Genomic DNA, 23,205 nt, shown 5'->3' with positions numbered 1-23,205 from the left:
CCGCGGAGGCTTTATCTGCAAATGGACTATGCCTTTGGCTCCGTTTGATGGGGCGAGGCGATATGAAAATGTCATTGCGAGGGCTCAGCTCGAAGCAAAACCTGCGGAGTCAAGGAAACAATCCATGTGCAAAAAGGGCCTCGCCGGAAACTCTTCCCGAAACTCACCGGTTTTGGGACCATTTCTCACGCGCTCGGCGAGACCGACGTTCAAGGGGAATCAATTCCACTTGTGTGTGGAATCAAAACCACACCCGTGGTGAACGCTTGGTGCTGTATTCGAATCTGACTGAGCCTGAAGCAACAGTAGTTTGGTCTCGTTGCAGTTGGCCGCAAAATTGCACCTCAGCGCGTCGAACCGTCAAGTAGGTTGGTGTTACCTGAGGGCAAGTCATTGCACGGCAGGGGGTCTCTATGGATAGCGGCGTCATATCCTCGGGTCTTAAGGGCGATCAGGAAGGCAGGATGAAAACAGAGTATAAAATCGTAGGACTTTCCGTGGTTCTTTTTGCGCTTGTGTGTATCGGCGACGCGGTTTTGGAGTCCGCAGCGTTTGGCGAGAAGCCCTTCTGGGACTCGCTGATTTTTGACGTGTCCGGTCATGCCATTTACTCACGGTCGCTGGTCACCCTGGGGTTCCTGGTCTTCGGGCTCGTCGCATCCCGAGCTTTTGCCCGGCAAAGGCGCGCGGAAGAAGAAACCAAACGCACCAAAACTCTCCTGGATTCCGTGATTCACAATCTGCCGGTCGCTGTTTTCCTCAAGACAGCTGATCGCCTGGAATATGCTCTGTGGAACAAGGCGAGCGAGGAACTATACGGATATTCCAGTGAGGACCTCGTGGGCAAGGACCCCTACCAGGTGTTTCCGGCCAAAGACGCGGAAGCTATTGCGCAGGAGGATCGAGCGACTCTGCAACGCGGCACCCTCCTGGAAATCCCTGAGCACTCGATAGCCACGAGACATAGGGGAACCAGGATATTTCACACAAAGAAACTCCCCATATTCGACGAAGATGGAACACCCAGGTACCTCGTCGGAATTTCAGAGGATATCACCGAAAGCAAGGAGGCTGAAAAGGCCCTGATCGAGGCCCGTGAAGCCGCGGAGCAAGCCAGCCGGGCCAAAAGTGAATTTCTGGCCAACATGAGCCATGAAATTCGAACCCCTATCAACGGGATCATGGGTATGACGGAACTTGCCCTGAACACGGAACTTACCGCCGAGCAACACGAATATCTGGAAGTAGTTAGAATATCGGCTGATTCTCTACTGAAGGTGATAAATGACATTCTGGATTTCTCGAAAATAGAAGCAGGAAAACTGGAGTTCATAACTGTAGATTTCGGACTGCGCGACGTGATCTCCGACGCAATGACCATCCTTGCCGTTCAGGCCCACAGGAAGGGGCTTGAGATAACATATGACGTCCCGCCTGAGATACCTGATGCGGTGATCGGAGACCCCGGTCGCCTCCGCCAGGTCCTGGTTAATCTGGTGGGCAATGCCATAAAGTTCACCGAACAGGGAGAGGTGGGCCTGACCACTCGATTGGAGGCGGAAAATCCGGACAAGGTTGATTTGCATTTTACGGTGACCGATACCGGCATCGGCATTCCGCCGGATAAACAGGAAAAGATCTTTCGAGCTTTTGAACAGGCCGACGGGTCCACTTCGCGCAAATACGGCGGCACAGGACTCGGGCTGGCCATTTCGACCCAGTTCGTCAACATGATGGAAGGAAAAATCTGGGTGGAAAGCAAAGTCGGAGCAGGCACCACCTTTCATTTTGTCATCAGGCTGGGTCTCCAGCACGGACGCGTGAAGTTGGAGGCCCCGCAGACAAAAGCAAACATCCAGGGACTTGCTGTTCTAGTCGTGGACGACAACGCTACAAACAGGAGAATACTGGAGGACACCCTGCGGTACTGGGGAATGAATCCTGTGGTTGCCGACAACGGGCCGAAAGCGATGGAACTGCTGTTGGAAGCGTCCGAACGCGGACATCCCTTCCCGCTGGTGCTGACGGATTGCATGATGCCGGGGATGGATGGGTTTGAGTTGGTAGAACGTTGCAAACAGGACTCTCGCCTGGCCGCCTCCACGATAATAATGCTCACGTCTTCAGGTGAGCGAGGCGATGCCTCACGTTGCGTGAAGCTGGGGATCTCGGCTTACCTGGTGAAACCGATCAAGCAGTCCGAATTGTTTTTTACCGTTTCCAAGGTGCTCGAGGAACCAACTCCGGGAGAAACCCATCCATCACTAATAACTCGGCATTCCATACGAGAGAGTAAAAATCGTCTCAATATACTGTTGGCCGAAGACAACCCTGTCAATCAGACGGTTGCACTCCGAATGCTTGAAAGGATGGGCCACAGCGTGTCCTTGGTTGAAAACGGCAAGGAAGCATTGGAGACAATAAAGCTAGCCGGTTTCGACCTCGTTTTGATGGATGTACAGATGCCCTTGATGGACGGCCTTGAAGCAACCGAAGCTCTCAGGGAGTGGGAAAAAACCACGGGCAAGCATGTTCGTGTTATCGCCATGACAGCCTACGCCATGAAAGGCGACGAGGAAAGGTGCCTGGCGGCAGGGATGGACGGTTATATTTCCAAACCCATAAGCGCTCAGCGGCTTTATGAAGCGATCGAGGACATGATAGATCAGACGAAGAAGCCAGGAGAAAACGTCGCAGCCTCCGCGGTGAAACCGGAAGCTTTGGACAAACTCGTGATACTTGATCGAGTAGGTGGAGACACTGAATTATTGAAGGAAATCGTGGACCTTTTTCTCGAGGACTATCCGGATCTTTTGGTCAAAATTCGGGAAGCGTTGCAAACAAAAGACTCTCAGCTTCTGGAAAAAACCGCTCATGCTCTCAAGGGGTCGGTCGGGAATTTTGGAGCTGAATCTGCTGTTCAAGCCGCGTTGAACCTCGAAAACATGGGCAGGAACCAAGACTTGGCCGAAGCTCCGCAAACTCTGGTGAACCTGGAAAAAGAACTTGAACGCTTGCGCGAAGAATTGGCCGGTTTTGTGAAGGAGATCGGGAATTGAGGATTCTGCTTGCGGAAGATGATCTCATAACCCGAAAGTTGGTCCAGGCAAACCTTGTCAGATGGGGCCATGAGGTAGTGGTCTGTTCTGACGGGGCCGAGGCATGGAAGGTCCTTCAAGGAGATGACCCGCCGAAACTGGTCGTTGTCGATTGGATGATGCCCGAAATGGATGGGATCAGCCTTTGTCGAGAAATCCGGAAGGATGGGAAGAGGCCCTACACCTACATCATCCTGCTGACCGCCAAGAACAAGAAAGAGGATGTTGTCGAAGGGCTGGAGGCGGGGGCCGACGACTATGTGATCAAGCCTTTTGATACCCATGAACTGAGAGTCCGAGTAAGGGCAGGATCGCGAATCGTTCGATTGCAGGAAGATCTCATGGCCGCACTGGCTGCATCGGAGTTTCAGGCTACGCATGATACGCTGACCGGCCTATGGAACAGGCGAGCCATACTGGAGATCCTTCAAAAGGAGTTGGATCGGAGTCGGCGGGAGACGGCTCCTTTGGGTCTAGTCATGCTGGACCTGGATCATTTCAAGCAAGTCAACGACTCATACGGACATCAGGCAGGAGACGCGGTCCTCGGGGACGTCGCGCGAATGATGACGTCCTCGTTGAGGAGCTATGATTCAGCAGGCCGATACGGTGGGGAAGAATTTATCATGGTTCTGCCGGGCTGTAACGCGCAGGACTCCAAGGTCATCGCAGAGAGGCTTCGATTGTTGGCAACCGCCACTCCGATTGAGACATCCGGGGGAGTTTTGTCCGTGACAATAAGCTTGGGCGTGGCAGCCACCGACGGCTCAGGGCATTGTGAGGCGAGTTCTTTGATAAGAGAGGCTGACGAGGCCTTGTATAGCGCGAAGCGCCAAGGACGGAATCGGGTCGAAGTGTGGGAAGGAGGCGCCTGATGGCAGAAAAAAGGCAAATCAAAGCTAAAGACATCATCAACGATATTCGGCGCGGCATGACTGATTCCGAACTCATGGAAAAGTTCAGGCTTTCCATAAAAGGGCTCCAGAGCGTTTTCAGAAAACTGGAGGCCGTCAAAGCGATAAAACCTTCAGAGCTTTACGGACGCTTTCCGGGATTTGACGACACTATCGATGTAGACCAGCTTCGGCGAGAACTCAGAGAATATTTGGAATTGTCGGTGCCGATCTATGAAATGGAGCGCCCGGAAAAGATTGGGGCGGTCAGGGACATCTCGACCAAAGGAATAGGAGCGAGAGGCATACAGGCGACACCAGGGGAAACGAAAACCTTGGTGATCGATCCGGGGCATTTCTTTCCCATCGAGCCGTTCAGTTTCGAGGCAATATGCCGTTGGGTGAGAAGGGAAGGCCCGAACAGGGATTACGTCGGTGGATTTGAGATCACCGAAATCTCGGAAGAAGGCGAGAAGAGGCTTCAGGAAATTGTCAGCAAGGTCTCGCTGTGCGATGCATCATTTTGCAAGCTTGAATAAAATGAAAAAGCAAGTTGCAAGAATTCTCGTGGTGGATGACGAGCCACATGTATGTGACCTTCTGATGCGTTGGTTGACCGCAGACGGGCACAGTTGCGCCCCTGCCTTCAATGGAGAGACCGCGCTCAGGTTGTTGCAGAGCCACGAGTTCCACCTGGTCATTAGTGACATCATGATGCCCGGCATCTCAGGAATGGATCTGCTGAGAACCATCAAGATGAGGTTCCCCAAGATAGCGGTCTTAATGGTTACAGCAGTTGACGACCGAAAAACCGGTATTCTTGCGTTAGAATTGGGGGCCTACGGTTACATCATCAAGCCTTTTGACCGAAATGAAATCCTGATCAATGTGGCCAGCGCGTTGGAGCGGCGTGAGACCTCTCTACTGGCCCGGCAGTATGAACTAAACCTCGCCGAACACGCCCACCGGCACGATTTGGAGATGCGCCACCGTGAGGAAATCATCCTTCGTATGATTTCAGCTTCTGGCAGGGGCCACGGAGAGACTGGAGGCCACCTCCGAAGGGTGGGCAGCTATGCCTCGGCTTTGGCGAAGACTGTGGCGTCCGGGTGGACGCTTCGAGCCCTCGAAGACATCGAAGTTGCCGCTGCCCTGCATGACGCGGGCAAGGTGGGAATTTCACATCGGATATTGCACAAGACCGGAAAACTGACGCCCGAGGAATTCGATGTAATGAAAACCCACACGCTGATAGGCCAGCGAATTCTCGGGGATTCCGATGCCCCTCTGCTACGCATGGCTAGGGACATAGCGTTCTCGCACCACGAGAGATGGGACGGCTCCGGGTACCCGCAAGGGTTGGCAGGGAAGGCAATTCCGGAGACCGCCAGAATAGTGGCCGTGGTTGAAGTCTATGACGCGCTGATCAACAAGCGATTGTACCGGCCCGCGTTCACGGAAGATGAGGCCCTGTCAATGATGATCCAACAATCAGGCAAACAATTCGACCCCCGGACACTGGATGCCTTTATTAGCATCCTTCCTGAAATAAGGGATATCCGTGACGAGATAGAGAGAGCGGAGTTGGGGTCTCAAAATCCTCCGGCGATTTTGAACCGTTGACCGTCTGAGTGGAGAATCCCGTGTGAGGTAATTATTGTGGAAGAGCAGCGAGCAGGAATTCTTATAGTTGATGACGAGCCGGGTATAGGTGAACTCCTCTCCCGTTGGCTCACGGCCGAAGGTTACGGTTGCGCAGTGGCCGACAGTGGAGAGATGGCCGTCAAGTTATTGGAAAACGACCACTTTGACCTGGTGGTGAGCGACATCATGATGCCCGGGATGTCCGGAATGGATCTCCTTACATTCATCAAGACCCTTTTCGCCGATGTCGCCGTCGTCATGGTTACCGCGGTCGATGACCGTAAGACGGCCATCATGGCCTTGGATTTGGGGGCCTACGGCTATGTTATCAAGCCTTTCGACCGAAATGAGATCTTGATAAACGTCGCTAATGCCATTGAGCGCCAGCGCCTGACATCGTTGAGCCGGAAATACGAGCAGGAATTGGAGACCAAGGTTAAACAGAGGACAATCGAAGTTCGAGAACGCGAAGAAGAGATTGTGCTTCGGCTCATTTCCGCGGCCGGCTATAGAGACCATGAAACCGGGGCGCATATCAGGCGAATAGGTCTATATGCCGCGGTCATGGCAACGGATCTCGGATGGGAGACCCGAGAGGTGGAGCTTATCCGTCTTGCCGCGCCCATGCACGATGTCGGCAAGATTGGAATAGCGGATAGCATTTTGCTCAAGCCAGGCAAATTGACCTTTGAAGAATTCGATGTCATGAAGACCCACACGGTGATAGGCGCGCAAATTTTGGGCGGATCGGACATTCCCTTGCTGCAGATGGCCAAGGAAATCGCCTTATCACACCATGAGAGGTGGGACGGCTCCGGCTATCCTCATGGGTGGGTAACGGATTCCATACCCCAAAGCGCTCGCATCGTTTCAGTTGCCGACGTATACGATGCTCTCGTGCACGATAGGGTATACAGGCCTGCATTGCCCGAGGCCGAGGCCCTCGCAATTATGAATGATCAGAAGGGGCGGTATTTCGACCCGCGTGTTTTCGATTCCTTTACCCGAAAGCTCCAGGAATTGCGCCATATCAGGGAAGAGGTAAGAGAAGAAAACGAGGCCGTCCCGTGTGTAGTGAGCTAGCACTGTTTTCGGCCGCGTTGAGCCCGCGGCGAAGAAGCTCTGACAAAGACTATTCTTCGAACCTTGTTCCGTCTGATACCAATGCGCTTTCGTACGAGTGAACATGGCGGGCATCCCGCGTCCCGCGGGACCGCTACCATATCGTGGTAGGGGCTGGCGTCCCTGCCGGCCCACTGCAAATATTCCTTGTTTGGTCGAGCATTGGTCTGGCGGTTCCTCTTTCTTTGACTGCACCTCCCTCCAGGGAGGGGCTATCGGTCCCCAAGTATGGGGAAGCCGCTCCACACATTCCTGCCTAGTCTGTCGTTCTTTCCAGTCACCCGTCCTCCTTGCACACCAAACGTTCTATAGATTCAGCGTGTTGTCAATTCGAAAGCAGCCAAGGATATCTGGCACGGATCGTGCTCACTAAAACTAGGCAAGGAGCGACGAGAATGGTGACAGAAAGGAAAAGGGCAATGCATACGGCCAAAAGATCTTGTGCAGGTTCACTTGCATTGAGTGAATGCCCCGCAAATGAGGCCAGGCTACTGTCGGCAGATCTGCTCCGCTACGAAAGCCACGCTGCGGAATGGCTGGCTTCACTTCAAAGACCCTCTGAAGCGGCTTCCAACCAAATTCCTTGCTTGAAGAGGAAGTCGTATCAAATGGCTCTCTGGGGTCTTGTGGCAGCCTCTTACTGCGTTTCCTTGATGCTCATGGCCGGCCCGTTCAAGCCGGACCTGAATGTGCATCTCACCGTTTACAAGGTGGGCCATGTGGCAGGCTTCGCGGTCCTGGGCCTGATAGTGGCCTTTTATTTCAGAAGAGAGTTCGGGTTCAGCGTCCTTCTGGGTGTTACTTTGACTTTGCTTGCCTGCGCCTTCTTCGGCGGGCTCGTGGAGCTGTATCAATTCTTAGTCCCTGGGCGCTCTCCCGAGTTGCGAGATATTACGCTCGATTCCATAGGCGCTTTCGCCGGGGCCATAGCATATGGGGCCCACCGGATGACGGCTGCCGGTACGAGGTTCACCCCGCGGCAGGCAAATTCGGTTGAAGCGGTCGAAAGCACGCAGGAGCTACTGGAAAGACGTTAGCGCTTCTCGCAGGTCGAAATGACAACACCTTGGCACTCCAAAAGAGGAGGATTGACTATGCAACAGGGTAACGTAGTACGTATCGACACAGCCAGGGCTGTGCTGCCGGGAAAGCGCAAGATAAACGCGGCACAAGTAGTTCAGGATATCCGATCCGGTATGAGTGATCTCTCTCTCATGAACAAGTACGAGCTTTCCGGACAAGGGCTCCAAAGCCTTTTCCACAAGCTCATGGATGCCAAGCTGATAAACAAGTCGGACCTGGAACGCCGGTCGAATTTGATGGAAAGAACCGTCGACTTACAGGTCTTCAGGTGCCCTGCGTGCTCCATGCCTCAGTTCAATCCGTTTGATGAGTGCCCGCAGTGCGGGGTCCTGGTTTCAAAGCACAAGAAGCAGTTCAGACAGATTGAGCAAGAGGTCAAGCACTCCGAGGACCACCACAGGACCATACAACATCAGAAGTCGCTCCCTGGTTTCCAGGGAGCGGTGTTCCATGCAAATCCTCAGCGCACCGGCTTCCATAAGTCGCCCGGCATAGCCAAACTCAACGCCTTGAAGTGGAAATTCAAAACCAGAGGATGGGTGGCCTCCTCTCCGGCGGTTTACGACGGACTGGTATACCTGGGTAGTTATGACGGCAACGTGTACTCACTCGTGGCCGCAACGGGCAAAGTGAACTGGCAGTTTGCTACGGAAGGTCCTGTGCACTCCTCCCCAGGGGTTGTGGATAATTTGGTTTTCTTTGGAAGCATGGATGGCAATTGCTATGCCGTCGAAAGAAAGACCGGCAGGCCCGCATGGAGGTTTAAGTCTGGTGGGCCTATATATTCCTCCCCGGCTCTATTCGACGATGCATTATACGTCGGGAGCCTGGACGGCTGGCTCTATGCGCTGGCGGCCGACACCGGACAAGTATTATGGCAGTTCAAGGCCATGGGGCCTATTCACTCGTCACCCGCGCTGTCGGGAAACCTTGTCTATGTCGGAAGCCTGGACGGAAACCTCTATGCTCTTGACATCGCCACGGGCCGAAAAGAATGGGAGTTTGTCACGCGGGGTCCCGTCTCGAGTTCTCCTGCATTTGAAGACGGATTGGTGGTCTTTGGGAGCATGGACGGACGGCTCTACGCTGTAAAAGCCTCCACCGGGCAGGAACAATGGCATTTCAAGACCGGGGGAAAGATAACCTCCTCTCCGGCGATTGGTTTCGGAGTCGTTTATTTTGGTAGCCAGGATGGGCACATATATGCCGTCGACATGCTTACCGGCCAACAAAAATGGACTTTCCGGACCGACGGTCCGGTCACTTCGTCGCCGGCGCTCGCCTATGGGCTTGCGTGTGCAGGAAGTTCCGACGGCAATCTCTATGGCGTGGACTTCAATTCCGGGCAAATGAAATGGAAGTTCACGACCGGCGGGCCCGTGTACTCTTCCCCCACAATATGCGATGGAGTGATTTATTGCGGGAGCGACGATGGGACCATTTACGCGGTGCACTGAGAAATGGTTTCCCGAAATCTTGAAGGAGCATGAAATGAGTCATCCGTGGGACAACAAGGATGTGGTTTTCAAAACCCGGGTCGTGCTCCGGGCCATGAGGGACGAGCAGACGGTGGAGGAGATAGCCATGGAATACGGCGTCCCGGTCGCTCAGGTCCTGGAATGGAAAAAGCAGGTGATAGACGAATTGCCGGAAATATTCTCGGAGAAGCGATCCAAACGTCGTCGGTCCACATTGGATTTCACGTAGTTGGTTAGCAGCCCGACAAACGGCCGGCCGACCTATCAACCGGGTCCACACAAGAATCGACATCCTTGTGCTGCAGCAGGATGGTGAGATTGCAGCGTTCCGCCCGGTGACCGCGGAGAATTCCCGCGGGAGCCTTGACGGCCGGAAGGCAACGGCCCGGAGAAAGCGCGGACAGAAGTCACAAAAAAACCCTGCTCTTTGTCCCGTCACAACTCCCATAGCGAAAATCGTCACAACGAATGATGAAAATGCTCGCAGACTGGGTTCCACGAAGGTGCCACCAAGTTCGTCCCTGCACGGATGAGCTTCGCACAGCAGTGGCACCCGCTGCAAAGTGACTACTCAGTAATGATACAATGCGGCCGGATGAAGTAGGCCTCTTCAAAGGCAATCGGCCATTAATTTTGGCAATCACTATAGTTGTTCCCACAAGCTCTTCCCGAATGAGATCGTCCCGCGGGCCGCGGGATGTCCGCCATGCTTATTCGTATGAAGAGTAGTCGTCATCAGTTCGCCTTTCGGAAGCATCTTTTCCGCCTGCTTGCTGTTCCCCCTCTTGTATTCATTTATTATCCGCTTGAATTAATCTTGACGGACCCGCAGGGATCTGATGATATGCAGCAACGTGCTCGCAGAACCCAACCGTGCGGTCTGTGTCTGATTGTTTGAGGCGTTTTCTACTGCTCACCTCCCGGCGTACCCCTTTTCAAAGGGCGGAAGAACGTGTCACCGAAACGAACCATCAAGGCCAAAGAAATCGTAAATGATATCCGGGCCCATATGACTGATGCCGAGATTATGGACAAGTACGAGTTATCGGCCAAAGGGCTTCAAAGCATGCTTTCGAAGCTGCTTAGCATCAAGGCCGTGACCCAGAAGGAGATCGACCGGCGGCCCGCGGCATGCAGCGACACTGTTGTTATCAGGCAGATCACCGCGGGCGAACTCGTCCAAGAGATCCGCTTGGGCGTGTCCGACTTTGAGCTGATGGAGAAATATGGCTTATCTTCGAAAGGTCTTGAGAAGGCCTATCGAATACTTATCGAAGCAGCGGTGATAACCGAGGGGGAACTTCGTAACCGCTCTCAATCGGTATATGACACGGTTTTCATCGAATCCATGCGTGAACTGCCGCGATATTATCTGGCCCTCACCGTGGAGATCCACGACGCGGCACGGCCGGGGACCCCGGGGAAACTGCGAGACATTACGGAACAAGGGGTAGGCATAACGGGAATTCGAGCAACAATTGGTGAGGTTAAGACTCTCGTAATTCCCGCGGAAAGTTTCATCGACGTTCAACGGATCGTGTTCGATGCCGAATGTATCTGGACTGAACCGGGAGGCCCTGGCGGAGAGCCCGCGGCCGGGTTCCGAATCGCCAATATCTCGGAGCAGGGACTTAATGACCTCAAAGAGCTAATCAGGGCAGTTGCCTTTGATCGTTAGGCGATTGTTGAGGCCAAGATTGCGTGCCGGGATGGATAGTCCTTGTTGATCGGCCTGAACGGCACCCCTGGAGAGGCATGTATGTCACCGAAGAAGCCCGAATCGGAAAGCAGCAAACTGGATAAGATTATTGCCGAGGCTCTACGCAACCGAACACTTCGGGAGACCGCTTACCGCGACCGAGCGCTCAGGCTTTTCCCGCACGTATGTGCTCGATGCGGCCTGGAATTCACGGGGAAGCGGCTGCGCGAACTCACAGTCCATCACAAGGATCACAACCACGAGAACAATCCGCCCGATGGCAGCAATTGGGAGCTGTTGTGTGTTTATTGTCATGACAAAGAGCATGGCCGATATTCGGAGGATGAATCCCATGACGAGGCCGAATCATGGGACGAGGAAGGGTCGGGTTCCGGATACAGGCCGTTCGCCGGTCTCCAAGACTTACTTAAGGATAAAAAGTAGTGCGCCAACCAATACCTTCACGCTTGGAAAGTGGTAATTCAGCGAGAAGCAGCGTAGTCTGGGCAGTTCGGCTAATTCTCCCGTCACCCTGTGTACTAAAGGGGGGAATTGACGGATTTGATGACACCGGCCTGAGCGCTGTGGATTCAGAACGGCCTCTCTTTGAACTCAGATTCCTATGACAATGCCCCACTGCCAGAAGAAACGTAGTTTTTGCATGGTGCCACGCATGCGCGAAGCTCATCCGTGCATGGACGAGTCCCGCGATGCGCCGGACAAGCGGGTGGCGTCGTAGGCATTCTCATTGTTTGTTGTGGCCATTTCCGCCGGGATAGTTGGGAAAGGGCATCGGAAAGACTATTTGACCGTTAGCTATGGTCAGTAATATTTGGAATGTAATCTTCCTTTGTTCAGCAGACAACCGATGCTCCGATGGCCCCATCAGCGCCTGTGGCGGGAACAACCATCCCCTCAATTCTATGTGTTCCGTTATGATTACATCACATTTCTATGCGTCCTTTGCGACGCTGAAAGTTTCGCCGCTCGGAGGGAAACGCTGTGTTAGATGAAGACAAAACTAGGGATGAATTGATTGCGGAATTACTGAAGATGCGGCGCCGGGTCGGGGAACTGGAATCTGCCTTGAAGCGATCGGGGAGGGACCGGGCTTCTTCAAGCCGGGCGCTGGGTCAAGTGTTGACCAAGGCTATCCAATCTTCGGCCGAACGTGTCATTAAGCATGATTTACGAAATGACAGGGGTGGAAGGGAGTACATCGAGCACGGGTTTCCAAAAGACGATGAATTGTATCGTATGCTTGTCGAGACCGACAGAGACATTGTCTGGACCCTTGATTTGGAGCTTCGATACACCTCCGTCAGTCCCTCGGTCACCAAGGCCCTTGGCTATTCGGTAGAAGAAACGATGGCTGTTAACGCTTTGGACGGCCTCACACCACCATCGCGCGCGCGAATCCTAAGGGCTTACCAGGAAGAACTAGCGATAGAAGCGGCTGGACCGAGGGATAGATACACCTCACGAACAGAGGAGATAGAAAGGTATCACAAGGACGGCTCTACTCGGTGGGAAGAAGTCACCATGACGTTCCTGCGAGACGCGGATGGCGGGATCATAGGGATTTTAGGAATTTCGCACGATATTACCCAACGCAAGCACAAGGAGAAAGAGCTACTGAGGGCTCGCCGTGAACTTGAAGAACGAGTTCAGGAACGCACCGCGGCTTTGATCGCATTGAACGAAAAGCTCATGCTCCAAATTGAAGAGCGCAAGAAGGCAGAAAAGTCATTGCGCGAGAGCGAGCACATGTTGAGAAGCATCCTGGATACTTCCCCCGTTGCGATCGCGCTTATTAGCCGCGATAGAGAGATAAAATGGGCCAATGAAGCCGGGATCAGGATGTTCGGCTATGAAAAAGAATCGGAATGCGTCAAGCAAAACGCTAGAATACTCTATCGTTCCAGGCAGGAATTCGAAAGGACCGGACAAATAGTTTACGACGGCCTTGAAGCAGGGAGGGTTACTGAAACCGATGCTGAATTCAAAAGAAAGGACGGCTCCACCTTTTTCGGACACATAAGGACGAAAGCTTTGGATCCTTCCAACTTGTCCCGAGGCGCTATATCGGCCGTATATGACATAACGGAGAGCAGGAAGGCCCAGGAGGCTCTGAAGGAGAGTAAGGCCCGGTACAAATCGCTGTATTCCATGATGCGTCTCATGTGTGACAATGTTCCGGATCTTATTTGGGCAAAGGACTTGGAGGGCCGATATGTCTTCGTCAACCGAGCGATGGGGAAAAGGCTCCTGAACGCACGAGACACTGATGAGCCTATCGGCAAGACCAACAAGTTCTTTGCGGAAAGGGAAAAGAAGGCTCACCCGGATGATCCGCACTGGCACACTTTTGGCGAAACTCGGACCAACTCGGATCAGCAAGTGATGAGCACCAAGAAACCGCAAAGGTTCGGCGTGTTTGGCAGGGTCAAGGGAAAGCTTCTCTACCTGGATGTGTACAAGGCCCCTTTTTGGAACGAGCAGGGGGAGATGATAGGCACAGTAGGATGCGGCAGGGATGTCACCCGGGAACGCGCGGTCCAGGTGCAACGTAAGAGGACTGAGGAGGCTTTGAAAGAAAGTGAGGAGCGATATCGGTTGCTCGTGCAACTTTCACCGGACGGCATTGGTGTACACATCGGAGGCCGATTCGTATTCGCCAACAAATCCGCGGCCGATCTCCTCGGGGTAGCAAACCCCGAAGAACTCATCAACCGGAGCATCACGGAATTTGTACACCCGGATTACATGGAGACGGTCGCGGCTCGACTCAAGGGATTGGCCGAAGGGAAACCGCAGGAATTGACAGAAGAGAGACTTGTGCGGGTTGACGGCCAAATCATAGATGTGGAAGTAGCTGCCGTCCCGGTGTCTTACCGAGCGGAAGCGGCCGCTCAGGTCTTCTTCAGAGATATATCAGCCCGAAAACGGTCTCACGAAGCGCAAAAGCGAATGGTGACCGCTGTGGAACAATCCGCGGACGCAGTTGCCATCACCGATCATTTGGGCAGAATACAATATATCAATCCTGCCTTTGAACTCATTACAGGGCATACAGGAGAGGAGGTCATCGGCAAGAGCTTGGCGTTCCTAAAGAGCCGTGATCATGATGAAACCTTTGATGGGGCCATGTGGGAGGCGGTATTGAAAGGAGAAGGGTGGAAAGGCCGTGTCGTGGGCGAAAGGAAAGACCATGAGGTTTTCCACGCTATTATCACGATCTCCCCTGTGCGAGACCCATCGGGAAAAATCCAGAACTTCGTAGGCGTCGGGCATGACATAACACAACAGGTTCAGCTTGAAAGACAGTTACTCCAAGCCCAAAAAATGGAGGCGATCGGTACGCTTGCCGGAGGCATTGCCCACGACTTCAATAACTTGCTTCAGATTACCCTGGGCTACTCGGAACTGCTTCTGTCCGACAAGAAGGAGACTGATGCCGAACATGCGGATCTCTCGAAAATACTACAAGCCGCTAAAAACGGTGCGGAGCTGGTGCAACGATTGCTCACGTTCAGCAGAAAAGTAGAGCCCAAGCTGATCCCGCTAAATCTCAACAGACAGATAGGTCACGTGGAGAAACTTCTCAGGCGAACCATTCCCAAAATGATCGATATCCAGACGGATTTGTCAGGAGACCCTGCAGAAATCAATGCAGACCCGTCTCAGATGGAACAGGTGCTGATGAACTTGGCTGTTAACGCCCGCGATGCCATGCCGGAAGGTGGAAAAATAACTCTTGGTACAAAAAACGTGAGTCTCGACGAAGAATATTGCAGGCTTAACATTGGGTCCAAGCCCGGACAGTACGTGGCGCTCACCGTCTCCGACACAGGCCACGGAATGGACAAGACAACCATCGAGCATATTTTTGAGCCCTTTTACACAACCAAAGAAGCAGGACGAGGGACCGGGCTTGGCCTGGCCATGGTTTACGGAATTGTCAAGCAGCATGAAGGGTATATTACCTGTGAAAGCGAAGTTGGACATGGCACGATTTTCCGTGTTTATTTTCCGCAGAGCCGCGCTCCGGAGCAGCCCCGGACGGAAACGCCCGAGTTGCCGTATGTGACCGGAACCGAAACGATCCTCTTGGTTGACGACGAAGAGGTATTGCGGGACCTGGGGGAACGCATCCTAACGCAGGCCGGGTACGCCGTGATCACGGCTTCTAATGGCGAGGAAGCGCTGGGCCTGTTCAATGAAAAAAAAGACCGAATTGCCCTCGTGATTCTGGACCTATTCATGCCCACGCTGGGGGGAAAAGAGTGCCTTAAAAAGCTTGTGAAAATCGATCCACAGGTAAGGATCCTGGTGGCAAGCGGGTATTCAGGGGATGCTTCCGTAAGAGAATCTTTCGATCTGGGCGCAAGGGGCTTTGTCAGCAAGCCGTGTGGTTTCAAGGAATTGCTGCAAGAAGTGCGCAAGGCACTGGATGAAGGCTGAGGTGCCGAACCGAGGAGCGGTCATGGTTGAAGCCAAGGGTTCATACGCCGGAATAAGTTTGTTGTGGGAAGATTACAAGCTTAATTCCGATATGTACCGAGAGGCCTCCCGGCACATGGGCCAGATTTTTTTCATGGGAATCGCGGGGGTATTTGCGGCCTTGTTTCTAGGTTATCTCTGTCCCGACGCGAGAGGTCCGGTCAATTCGGTCCTTCCCTGTGTAATTATCGCATTGTACGTACTGATGGAAATTCAGGGCTCGGAATTGATGGGGCGGGAACGTTACCTGGCTGTCCTCGAAATCAGAATGCGTTCTATGGCAGGCTCGGATCTTCCTTGCTGGGAATCCGGATTTCGACCTATTATTTACCACACGCGGCAGCATAAATGGCTCCAGCGCGTATTGGCAGCTCCTGCGGCGGCATTCTACGTGGTTTGTGTGTGGAAAGCCGTGCCTTATCTCAGGATTTGGCATTATGGTGTTTGGATTCCTGCCTTAATCGGCTATATTCTGTTGCCGGTACTTGCGTTTTATCTTGTCCTGGGACTACGGCGAGAAATCACCGGAGGCCTGGCTGAGTTTGAAAAGCAAGTGAATTCACGGCACCCGCAATCATTGGGAGAGTGATCGAAGTTGCGGGAGTTCTTTTGGACCAACGGGGCTGGACGGACATGAAGCGACAGATTAAGGGCAGAGATCTGATTAAGGACGTTCGGGCAGGCATGGCCGACTGGGAACTACAAGTGAAATACAGGCTGTCGCCAAAAGACTTGCGCGCGGCTTTCAACAACCTGGTGGCCCGGGAAGCTATTACCCATGATGAACTTTACCAGATTTCCCCGTTCTACAAGGACGCAGCCGATGGCTTTAAGGAACGAAGACACTGTCGGGCAGATCTGCCGGTTTATGTTCCCGTGCATGACGTCGACACAGCGGCAATCGGCGTGTTAAGGGATGTTTCTGAGACGGGCTTCCGAGTGGCGGGCCTTGAAGCTACCATCGGCCAGGTCAAGACGTTCCTCCTCCCGGTTGAAACGTTCATTTCAGCCGATCCTCTGGTTATCACCGCGGAGTGTAAATGGATCGAAACAAAAGGCCGGCACAAAGTGTACACCGTCGCCGGGTTCGAGATAATAGATATTCCGGACAAGGTCCAAGCCATCCTCCGGGAATTCACCGAGCTGATATCGCTTGGCTGTAAAACAGGCGAATGGCAGGAGTTCGATTGATATCTATTCTCCTGCAACTGAAGGATTTGTATCCTGTTATTGTCCCGCCAACCTACGCAACCAGGTCCGTGAGGTCTCGAATCTATTCTTATCCTTCTAAGCGCGAATCCTATGAAAACGCCTCGAAGACAACAGGCAATCCCGCGTTCAGCGCGGGACGGCGCTACCGGCGTTTTCATAATTCGTTGTGGCGCCGGGTGCCACTGACCTGGTTCCCAGGTCAGTGCCGGACAAGTTGGAGAACTAAGTCACTTTTTTGAAAGCGAATCGGTATGAGAAAATACTCCTTCGCATGAATAAATCATCAAAAAACGGACAGAAAGTTCTTGTAATCTTGGGAATGCACCGCAGCGGCACTTCCGCGGTAAGCCGGGTGGTGAACCTTCTTGGAGTAGATTTGGGCTCAAGCCTGTTGCCGCCCGCTCCTGACAATCCGACAGGTTTTTGGGAACACAAAGAGATCGTGGAAATTAATGAACGTCTTTTCTATGTTCTGGGAAGGCATTGGACTTCATATTTAACATCGCTGCCTGACAAATGGTGGCTGAGACAGGACATTCAGGAACTTCAACAGCGACTGGTGGGGTTGGTTCAGCGCGATTTTGGCCAGTCCATGCTTTGGGGCCTCAAGGACCCTCGCCTCTGCAGACTCCTCCCCCTCTGGCTAAGGGTTTTCAGCCAAATCAATTGCCGAGCGTATTGCCTCCATACGATCCGTAACCCTCTGGAAGTGGCTGATTCCCTTGGCAAACGCGACCGACTTCCTCGGAACGTCTCGTTCATACTGTGGTTGCAACATGTCCTCGAAGCTGAAAGAGAGACACGAGACCTCCCAAGGACTTTTATCACCTATGATCGATTGCTCGAAGATTGGCGCTCCACAGTGCGAGGAGCGGCCAAAGCTTTCCACTGGGACTGGGATGATGCAATCGATGTGGTAGGCCCACAGGTGGATGCCTTTCTGAACCCGAGGATGAGGCATCACGATCGGACGTCGAATTTACAGAAGGATTATGGCTCGATGCCTGGCCTCGTAGCTGCGGCCTATGAGGTCCTGGTACGTGCCTCTACCGGAGACGAGGAAAGTCTGGCTACCGTTCTCGATGGAGTCAGCCTGGAGCTGAATGCAGGATTAAGATCTTCAGTCGGGGAATTGGTTGTTCCGGAGTTGGAATCCCAGATTTCGCGGTCTTATGCCGCTGATGCGGATCTGGCGGACCTCAATTCCAAATTAACCATTTGTCGGGCTGAATTGGACCGCGTTGCACAAACGTGGTCCTGGAAGCTCACGTCACCCCTGCGCAGGTTTTATGATTACTGGACGCGGAAGCAAAATTGAGCCAACATCCAGACCCGACAAATCCCTCACCCTGTCCCCCTCCCCTTGGGAGAGGGGATTCAGAATCGCACCCTCTCCCTCCGGGAGAGGGCGAGGGTGAGGGCTCACGCGTTCACAATCGGACGACCAACTGGGGCCAGAGCACAGTTGACATAATTATCCCGTGTTACAACACCGGGAGATATCTGCGACAGGCGATTGATTCAGCGCTGGCTCAGACGTATCCCCGAATCAACGTTCTCGTCGTAGATGATGGATCGACCGACAACACTAGCGAGATCGTAAAGTCCTATGAAGGCCGCGTCGGATATTTCTATCAAGAAAACAAAGGCTTACCGGCTGCCCGAAACATCGGGATAACACGGACCCACGGTGATCTTATCTGTTTGCTGGATGCCGACGATGTGGTCCTTCCGCACATGATGCAGGATCAGGTGGAGGAGTTTGAGAAAGATGCCCGCGTGGACATTGCGCATGGCAGGACACTGGCCTTTGACAACGATGACCTGGCGCATCCCTACGCCGAAGTCTGGCGGCCTCACCGTGAGTGGCACGACTATGTTGAGCCTCTGAGCGTAATTTGCGCGGTTCATTTAGGCTCTTCACTGATTCGCAGGAGTTGCTTCCAGCGGTTCGGTTTGTTCACTCAAGGCTTGGCCGAGCAAGGATGTGAAGACTGGGCGTTCTGGCTCAATTGTGCGCTCCACGGTGCCGTGTTCAGACATGTTCCTCGTGTTCATGGGCTTTACCGCCAGCACGCGGGCAGCATGAGTTCCAGTGAGCCTGCCATTGCACGCCGCGAATCGGAATTGATTAAACTCGCGGCAAATATGTTTAGCAAGAGCGGGGTGACCGATTCTCGGCGACTAAAGGTACTCTCCTGCGGGATCAAATCAATCGCGGCCCGGTGGTTGGCTCTCGGCGAGCCGGAGAAGTTCGGGGAATTGCTGGCCCTATGCGAAGACGTGTCGTCTTCGTCCGGCAAAGACATGCAGACAGACGATGCCTTTCCCTATTCCGCGGAAACCCCGCCGTCTTTGATATACTTGGCGCTGAGTAAACAGTTCTTGGACCTGGGATTGGAAGATCTGGCCGCGGTCATGTTTATTAAATGCGGCGATATCAGGATGTTAGGATACGAATGCGGCCGGTGTCAGCAATCCGAGCTGTTCGAACAGGTGGTGGTCGCCCTGGCTGCCGCGGCGCCCACGAGTGAGATCCGGCATCCCTCCGAACCGAACGGAATTTCAGCCGCCATCCGTGTAGGGGCGAGGCATGCCTCGCCCCTACGAGGAAGTGCGGAATTCTATCTTGATTTGGAGCGAATGATACCTCATCATGCGTCATTTCACAGTTATGTGAAACGTCAATTCGGGTTCCTGGAGGAACGCCGCGGAGAGATCGACAAAGCTGAAAAAGACCTGAGAGATTCCGTATCTCTTAACCCCAATCGCAGTCACGCGCACGTGGACCTGGGATGGGTCTTGCACATTAAAGGTGATTACACAGGGGCGGAAAACGAGCTGAAAATCGCCATCGCGCTTGACCCTGAAGGCTTCTTTGCCCATTACGACCTTGCACGCACGCTGGACGCCAAGGGTGACTACGTTGGAGCGGAACAAGAGCTGCGAATTTGCCTCGCCCTTGATCCGACCTACGTGTTGGCTCGTCTGGATCATGCCAAGGCGATGGCGAAGATGGGAAAGTACAGCCAGGCCGTGGTGGAGTTTCTGAAAACATCGCGAGACGACCCGAAAGCCGGCAAGGATTATCTGATCGGGTGGTTCAAGTCCATGCTCGGGAAACGACCCGCCAAGATCGCTCCCCGCTGAGAGACCGGCAGTGAATAACCATTCAGTTCCCCGTGGACAAATCTCCTATACTCAGTCTTGACAGAAAGGCCCTGGTCGTTGCCATCCATGTTAAAACCGGAGAGACTTATCACAGCGGAATTCTTGGCCCTCAACGCCATAATGTTCCTCACGTTTTGCAACATTGCAGTATTCTTCCAATTTTATGATTATCTCGGCACGCTGCCCATAGCTCCACAGAGTTTCGGCCTCTTGATCGCCATGTTTTCCGTTACGGTTTTGATCATCAGGCCGATTATCAGCCCTTGGCTTCATCCAGCGAATGCTAAACGCTGGATCGCTATAAGCTGCGGGGCCGTGATAGTTTCTCTCTTGCTGTATAACGTTGCCACTAATTTTTGGACCATGGCCGCGGTGCGCCTGATACACGGCGCGGCGTACGTGGTCTTGGCCACCGCGGTCTTGGCCAAGCTTGTCGGCTGCATACCCCGTGACAGGAGCGGCCAAGCATTCGGGCTGATCTCCGTAATCACGCTGCTCCCATATGCAGTAATGCCGCCGGTTTTGGAACCGCTGAACCGGTGGGCCGGCGGCTTTGACCAGGTGCTCAACCTTTCGGCTTTATTGATGTTACCCTCGTTCCCGTTGCTGTACCTGGTAAGAGGCGAGCTGTCCGACGCGCAAACGACTCATAATGGGAAGGTCGGATTGCGCGACCTGACCCGGAATCTCAAAGACCGGCGTGTAGCGCTCCTGCTTTTGCTGTCTCTTGTGGTCTGGACGACATTCACGCCTGTGTTTTACTTTCTGAAGGAATACGGCGATAAGATAGGGGCGACGAACCCCGGCTGGTTCTTTACCCTGTCAACAGTAACCGAGATGTCGGTGCGTCTCTTCGCGGGTCGCATGTTCGACAGGCTTGACAAATCCAGGAGCCTGGCTTATTCGCTGGTTTGGTTAAGCATTGGTTATATTGTTCTGGCTCATGTTTCAGATCCGGCTCTCTTCTATGGTATGGGTCTCTTTTTGGGGCTTGGGTGGGGTGTGGCCATGCCTCTGTTAAGCGGCCTAATGTTTGACATTTCCGAACCTGAATTCCGAGCCCTGAATTCCAACCTAGCTATGGAGATGTTTCAGGCCGGCTTCTTTTTCGGACCGCTTTTAGGGGGTGTCATCTTGGTGCACGGGACCCATGAGACGCTCTATTACGCGTGTGGAGGCATTTTGGCGGCAAGTGTGGTAGCCGCAATACTGTTGGGCAGGACGAAAGTTATTGAAGTCGCCGGAACAACCACCTAATGGCGATTGAAAGGGTGATTGTATGCAGAAACAAGATCAATCCCATGTAAACGAATCCGGTTCAGAATTCGGGGTGGGGCCCTTCAAACCGGAGGACGCCAAGGGCATAGTCAGTCTGTTTCGATCGGTTTACGGTGAAGGTTATCCCATCAGAGTCTTCTATGATGAGGAAAAACTAACCGAGGCCAACGCCGCCGGCCAATACTATTCAATCGTGGCGCGGAATCCTACGGGACAAGTCGTCGGTGTGCAACATTTGTTCCGTTCCGCTCCGTACCCCAACCTGTACGAGGCCGGCGCGGGACTTGTTGACAGGGACTATCGGAAGCTCGGCCTCATCAGTGAGATGCTGCGATTCGCTTTCGAGGGTTGGGTGCCCCAACAGAGCAACATTGAGGAGACATTCGGTGAGGCGGTGTGCAACCATACTCACATGCAAAAAACCGTCAGCAGTCTTGCCCATGTGGAAACTGCCTTGGAAGTGGCCCTCATGCCGGCCGAAGCATACGACGCTGAGCAGAGCGCCAAAGGCCGGGTTGCAGCTCTCCTGGTTTTTCGTCGTTACAAACCGAAGCCGCACACGGTCTTTCTTCCGAGACAGTACGAAAAGGAATTGCGATTCATATACTCGGCCTTGGACGATACCCGCAACTTCGAGGCAGCAGACCAAGATTTGCCGAGGGATCAACCGTCGCGGGCCGAAATGACCGTGTTCGATTTCGCGAAAGTGGCCCGTATCGCCATGCATGCTACAGGTTTCGACCTGGAACCTTGCCTCGAAAACCTGGAAAATCAAGCACGTGATCAAAAAGCCGTCGTGTTCCAAGTGTGGCTGAAATTGAACTCGCCCTGGGTCGGGTCTGCGGTGGACATTCTGAGGCGACGGGGCTATTATGTCGGCGGTATTCTTCCACGTTGGTTCGACGAAGACGGTCTGCTGATGCAGAAGCTCTTTGTTGACCCCAACTTCGATGACATTCAACTCCATTCGGATCGTGCCAAGGAAATCCTCGCTATAGTCAAGCAAGATCGGGAGCGCGCTCAACAAATGGGAGGGGCTTGTGCAAATAAGTGTTAGGAAGGACAGTGAGACTCTGGTCGTCTCAGTGCAGGGCAGAATGGACACGCTCTCCGCTCCGGAATTCGACAGCAAAATGGAGGGCTTGTTCGGCCAGGGGGAAAAAAAGGTCGTGCTGGATTTTGGAAAGCTCGAATATGTGAGCAGCGCGGGCCTGCGTTCCATTCTCGTGGCGGCAAAAAAGGCCAAGGCCGCGGGTGGCAGTGTCTGCTGCTGCGACCTTCAGTCCATGGTCAAGAAGGTGTTCGATCTGTCAGGCTTTGCCGCCATGGTACCGGTGTTTGATTCAGTGGAAGAGGCCTTGAGCCGGTAATACTGTGCGAGACTCTCTCTTACTCAACAAAATTTCCGCCGTGAATCCAGTGTGTTCCCAGAGAGTTTGCTGTGAAGAGCCTAAAGTTACCGGCTGAAATTGGCAATCTGAGAACATTTGTATCTTTCGTCTCAGACTGTGCTCGAACCCACGGCTTCTCGCAGGAACGAGTATCTGATGTGGAACTCGCCGTGGAAGAGGCTGTAACGAATATTTGCTCCTACGCCTACGATCGAGGACAAGGTGACGTGGAAATCCGTTGCCTTCAGGACGATGATTCCGACAGGCTCGTAGTCGAAATTACGGATTCCGGAAAAGCCTTCGACGCCCTTTCTGCTCCTCCACCGGACCTCGCTGCCAGCGTCGAAGATAGAGACGTCGGCGGACTTGGCGTTTTTCTGATACGCAGGGTGGCCGACGAAGCGCATTACCTCCGACAGGGGGGTCAAAACCGCCTGCGGTTGATTTTTCGTCCCTCCTGACTGCATAAAATGAACCGTTTGAAGCGGTGTTAATCGAGGTAGGACTGCCGGTTTCCCGACAGCCCCCTCACAGATCCCGGCGTGCGGTATTCCCGCACCGGGCTCTTCAGGACCGCTCGCTTCCGCACTGGCAGGTGTCACAGAAGCATTTGCTGGACGGGTCCGGCACGCT

19 protein-coding genes are annotated in these 23,205 nt (G+C 53.5%); all 19 read left to right on the top strand.

Annotation, left to right across the window (positions count from 1 at the left end):
• Positions 1-464 precede the first annotated feature (464 nt).
• Positions 465-3,059: a response regulator gene (locus tag HY913_03745; GenBank protein MBI4962366.1), complete on the top strand. Its 2,595-nt coding sequence runs from the start codon at positions 465-467 to the stop codon at positions 3,057-3,059.
• On the top strand, positions 3,056-3,973 hold the full coding sequence (locus HY913_03740) for a diguanylate cyclase (protein MBI4962365.1): 918 nt from the start codon (positions 3,056-3,058) through the stop codon (positions 3,971-3,973). The genes HY913_03745 and HY913_03740 overlap by 4 nt, the downstream gene beginning before the upstream one ends.
• The gene (locus HY913_03735; GenBank protein MBI4962364.1) at positions 3,973-4,530 is read left to right on the top strand and encodes a PilZ domain-containing protein; all 558 of its coding nucleotides are present in this window, start codon (positions 3,973-3,975) and stop codon (positions 4,528-4,530) included. The genes HY913_03740 and HY913_03735 overlap by 1 nt, the downstream gene beginning before the upstream one ends.
• 1 nt (position 4,531) lies before the next feature.
• Positions 4,532-5,614, top strand: a complete 1,083-nt coding sequence (locus HY913_03730; protein ID MBI4962363.1) for a response regulator — start codon at positions 4,532-4,534, stop codon at positions 5,612-5,614.
• Between the two features lie 33 nt (positions 5,615-5,647).
• Positions 5,648-6,718, top strand: a complete 1,071-nt coding sequence (locus tag HY913_03725; protein MBI4962362.1) for a response regulator — start codon at positions 5,648-5,650, stop codon at positions 6,716-6,718.
• A 434-nt stretch (positions 6,719-7,152) separates the two neighbouring features.
• Positions 7,153-7,794, top strand: coding sequence for a VanZ family protein (locus HY913_03720; GenBank protein MBI4962361.1), 642 nt, complete (start codon positions 7,153-7,155; stop codon positions 7,792-7,794).
• A 57-nt stretch (positions 7,795-7,851) separates the two neighbouring features.
• Positions 7,852-9,297, top strand: a complete 1,446-nt coding sequence (locus HY913_03715; protein MBI4962360.1) for a PQQ-binding-like beta-propeller repeat protein — start codon at positions 7,852-7,854, stop codon at positions 9,295-9,297.
• A gap of 34 nt (positions 9,298-9,331) precedes the next feature.
• A complete protein-coding gene (locus tag HY913_03710) occupies positions 9,332-9,547 on the top strand; it encodes a hypothetical protein (GenBank protein ID MBI4962359.1) in 216 nt (71 codons plus the stop codon).
• A 723-nt stretch (positions 9,548-10,270) separates the two neighbouring features.
• Entirely contained in the window at positions 10,271-10,996 is a 726-nt protein-coding gene (locus HY913_03705) for a PilZ domain-containing protein (GenBank protein ID MBI4962358.1), read from the top strand.
• A gap of 81 nt (positions 10,997-11,077) precedes the next feature.
• Entirely contained in the window at positions 11,078-11,461 is a 384-nt protein-coding gene (locus HY913_03700; protein MBI4962357.1) for an HNH nuclease family protein, read from the top strand.
• 558 nt (positions 11,462-12,019) lie between these two features.
• The gene (locus tag HY913_03695; protein ID MBI4962356.1) at positions 12,020-15,481 is read left to right on the top strand and encodes a PAS domain S-box protein; all 3,462 of its coding nucleotides are present in this window, start codon (positions 12,020-12,022) and stop codon (positions 15,479-15,481) included.
• Positions 15,482-15,503: 22 nt separating this feature from the next.
• A complete protein-coding gene (locus HY913_03690; GenBank protein MBI4962355.1) occupies positions 15,504-16,109 on the top strand; it encodes a hypothetical protein in 606 nt (201 codons plus the stop codon).
• Between the two features lie 44 nt (positions 16,110-16,153).
• Positions 16,154-16,711, top strand: a complete 558-nt coding sequence (locus tag HY913_03685; protein MBI4962354.1) for a PilZ domain-containing protein — start codon at positions 16,154-16,156, stop codon at positions 16,709-16,711.
• A gap of 292 nt (positions 16,712-17,003) precedes the next feature.
• Positions 17,004-18,050 (top strand): hypothetical protein, encoded by a 1,047-nt coding sequence (locus HY913_03680; protein MBI4962353.1) that lies wholly within the window; start codon positions 17,004-17,006, stop codon positions 18,048-18,050.
• Positions 18,047-19,882 carry a glycosyltransferase gene (locus HY913_03675; GenBank protein MBI4962352.1) on the top strand — a complete coding sequence of 612 codons (1,836 nt, stop codon included), beginning with the start codon at positions 18,047-18,049 and terminating at the stop codon, positions 19,880-19,882. The genes HY913_03680 and HY913_03675 overlap by 4 nt, the downstream gene beginning before the upstream one ends.
• A gap of 87 nt (positions 19,883-19,969) precedes the next feature.
• Positions 19,970-21,160: an MFS transporter gene (locus HY913_03670; GenBank protein MBI4962351.1), complete on the top strand. Its 1,191-nt coding sequence runs from the start codon at positions 19,970-19,972 to the stop codon at positions 21,158-21,160.
• A gap of 22 nt (positions 21,161-21,182) precedes the next feature.
• Positions 21,183-22,238 carry a hypothetical protein gene (locus tag HY913_03665; protein ID MBI4962350.1) on the top strand — a complete coding sequence of 352 codons (1,056 nt, stop codon included), beginning with the start codon at positions 21,183-21,185 and terminating at the stop codon, positions 22,236-22,238.
• Entirely contained in the window at positions 22,222-22,551 is a 330-nt protein-coding gene (locus HY913_03660) for an STAS domain-containing protein (GenBank protein MBI4962349.1), read from the top strand. The genes HY913_03665 and HY913_03660 overlap by 17 nt, the downstream gene beginning before the upstream one ends.
• 71 nt (positions 22,552-22,622) lie before the next feature.
• Entirely contained in the window at positions 22,623-23,033 is a 411-nt protein-coding gene (locus tag HY913_03655) for an ATP-binding protein (protein ID MBI4962348.1), read from the top strand.
• The last annotated feature ends 172 nt before the right edge of the window (positions 23,034-23,205 follow it).

The organism is Desulfomonile tiedjei (genome assembly GCA_016212925.1).
Taxonomy (GTDB): domain Bacteria; phylum Desulfobacterota; class Desulfomonilia; order Desulfomonilales; family Desulfomonilaceae; genus JACRDF01.
Note: the sequence above shows the minus strand (reverse complement) of the source record. Positions and strands in the feature narration are given on the sequence as shown.